The sequence below is a fragment of the Imhoffiella purpurea genome (genome assembly GCF_000585215.1).
Classification (GTDB): domain Bacteria; phylum Pseudomonadota; class Gammaproteobacteria; order Chromatiales; family Chromatiaceae; genus Imhoffiella; species Imhoffiella purpurea.
Map to the genome: position 1 here is coordinate 1 of NZ_AONC01000060.1, position 3,109 is coordinate 3,109.

Here is a 3,109-nt window from a genome sequence, read left to right on the forward strand (position 1 = left end):
TCGGCGGGTGGAGCTGCCTCCCGGCCATGGGCGAGCCGCACCTGAAGCCAGAAGAGACTGCCTTCCCCCGGAGCCGATTCGCCTCCCACCTCGCCGCCCATCAAGCGTGCCAGCCGCTGACTGATCGCCAATCCCAGCCCCGTGCCGCCGTGCATGCGACTGGTCGAGGCATCCGCCTGCTCGAAGGCATCGAACAGTCTCGGCAAGACCTCGGCATCGATCCCCATACCCGTGTCCTGGACCTCGAAGCGGATCATGCAATCCCGATCGGTCTCTTCGAGGATACGGGCTCTCAGAATGACCCCGCCGTGGTCGGTGAATTTGACGGCATTGCCGGCGAAATTGAGCAGGGCCTGACGCAGCCGAGATACGTCCCCGCGCAGCCAGGGCGCGCTCGCCTCGATCTCCAGGGCGACGCCGAGCCCCTTGGCTTCCGCCGCCGGGAGAACCAGCGAGCGGACCTCATCGAGCAGCGCGCTCGGGGAGAAGTCGCCGAGGGTCAACTGAAACTTGCCGGCCTCGATCTTCGAGAGGTCCAGGATGTCGTTGAGGAGCCCGAGCAGGTGGCGGGCGGCCGCGTCCATCTTGTCGAGCCACTGTCTTTGCATGTCCGTCACGCCCTCGCGGCTGAGCAGATAGCTGAACCCGAGGATGGCGTTCATCGGGGTTCGGATCTCGTGGGACATGTTGCCGATGAAGGCGCTCTTGGCAATGTTGGCCACCTCCGCCGCCTCCTTCGCCCGGCTCAGTTCGCGCGTGCGTTCGTCGACGAGCCGTTCCAGATTCTCTTTGTGCTCCAGCAGCTCGGCTTCCAGCCGCTTGCGTTCGGTGATGTTCTTCGCCGCGCCGAACCATTCGAGGATTTCACCGCCTTCATCGAGTACCGGCACGGCCCGCGACCAGACCCAGCCCAGGGAACCGTCCGAGCTCAGAAACCGATGCTCCAGATCGAAAAGACACTTGTCGCGGATGGCGAGATGAATGGACCCGAGCACGAACTCCTGGTCATCCGGATGAACATAGGTATCGAGCCAAGTACGGCCGGCATCCGTGTCGGACATGGGCGCCCGAGTCTGGATCTGATGGATCTCGCCCCAATCGGGACTCATGCGGTAGAGCAGGTCCGAACTGGCCGTCATCAAGGCCCGGAGGCGCTTTTCGCTGTCGCGCAGCGCGGCCTGCATCTTCTCGTGCTCCGTCACGTCGCGGCTGATTCCGGTCAGACAGCGCCGGCCGTCATCGGGCCTGTCGTGCACGACCACCTGGGTCTCCAAGAGTCTTTCGTCGCCGCCTGCGATCCGGATCGGCACCAGGAACCGCGCTGCGGTGGTCTCTCCTGAGAGGAGGTCGTCGAAGACTGCCCGCATCCTTGCCTGGTGAGCCTCCGGAACGCGCCGGAGACAGTCATCCAGCTCTCCAATCCCATCATCCTGGTCATACCCGAGAAGTTCATGTAGCGAGGCATCGGCGATCATCCCTTGGCTGTTGGCATCGATCTCCCACACGGCAAAACGCGCGAACCGGCTGGCCTGCGCGAAACGCCGCTGATTCTCGGCGAGAGACTCCAGGGCTCGCTTGCGCGAATGGTTCAGTGACAGCAGGGCCAGGATCACAGCGACCAAGAACAAAAAGGTGAGACCGGCACCGATCAACAGATTGCCGTAGCGCGACATCAGGGTATCCGGCCGATAGAGCACGTGCGAGCCCTTGGGCAGGACGCCCTCGGGGATCCCGAACCGCTGGAGTTCGCGCACATCGAAGATCGCCAGGTTGCTGCCTTCCCAGATCACCGGCAGCGCGCTCGGAGCCGCGCCGGCGAGGATCTCGACGGCCAGGGTGGCGGCCTGACTCGCCTGATGCGAATGACTGACGCAGATACCGCCCAGGATGCCCTGCCCGAGGCCGTGCTCCCAGAGATGGAAGATCGGCCGTGGCGAGTGCGAGCGGATCAGTCTCAGTGACTCCTCGAAGGTCTTGCCCCGCCCCTCGATGTCCTTGTAGGCCGACAGCAGCAAGACCACGGACGTATCCTCGAGCGTCTCCAGACGCCTGCCCAATTGCTCCCAGGTGAGATCCTCCAGCGACAGAGTTCGTAGCCTCATGCGTTTCGGCATCCCGCCGATCAGATCTTGGAGCGCCGCAAGATCGCCCTGCCCGCTCGACGTGGCGTCGACGATCACCACGAGATCGCGCGTCGAGGGAAAGAGTCGAGGGATCAATGCCAGGGTGTCCGCGAACGAGGGCGATTCGTAGATCCCGGTCATCCGCCCATCCAACTGTGCCTGCCGCGCCCGGGCCCGATCGTTGACCCCCAGGAAGACCACCGGAACCTGCTCCAGCCCCCGAACGCGCCGATCCAGCATCAGCTGCAGGGCGTTGTCGTCGGCCGTGATCACCAGATCGTAGGTCTCTCGGCTCAGCTTCAGGGACAAGAGTTCGGAATAGCGCGCCTGGATGTCGGGTTCCCAGCGAACCTTGCTGTCGAGATACTCGACCTTCACGCGAATACCGGCCGCGCCCAATGCTTCGCGCACGGCACGGACGATCTTGTCCGAGGTCGGGAAGGTCGGATCGTAGGAGAGGAGGAGCAATACGTGCCGCGTGGGCCTGTCCTGCTCGTCGAGGAGCCGAGCGGAATTCGGGCGGTTGGCGTCCGACACAGCCTCCGAGCCCAGAGCGCTCGTGAACCCGGAAAGCGACATCCAGCAGATCAGCAGAATCGCAATGGTCGAAACACGGGCGAAGCCGAACATGATGACGCCTATTCCATACCAGCGTTCTGTGTGCGCCGAATGATCACCCAGAGGATCCCTCGACCAAGCCTTGAGGTGACTTCAGCTTAGTTCGATTTTTCGGATTCATGCCAGCCGGCTAACGCACATGGCGGGCGGCCACCCCGAAACATGAAACAGGCGGTAGGTTGGGCCGACGTGAGGAGGCCCAACATGCGGTGTCCCGTTGGGCCTCGTAACCTCGGCCCAACCTACGAGCCGGCTGTTTCCAGTTGGTCACCGGGTCCAGGGCTTTGAAGGTCACAGATCGTGATCATGAGCGACTTCTCTGATCGATCCCCTCAGGTTCGCGGGGTCTTTCGACGTTTCTCAAGAAG

1 protein-coding gene is annotated in these 3,109 nt (G+C 63.3%); it reads right to left on the reverse strand.

Annotated elements, in window-relative coordinates; all coding sequences use genetic code 11:
* A partial coding sequence (locus tag D779_RS21285) for an ATP-binding protein (protein ID WP_052348222.1) occupies positions 1-2,753 on the reverse strand: 2,753 nt, incomplete at its 3' end.
* Between the last annotated feature and the right edge of the window lie 356 nt (positions 2,754-3,109).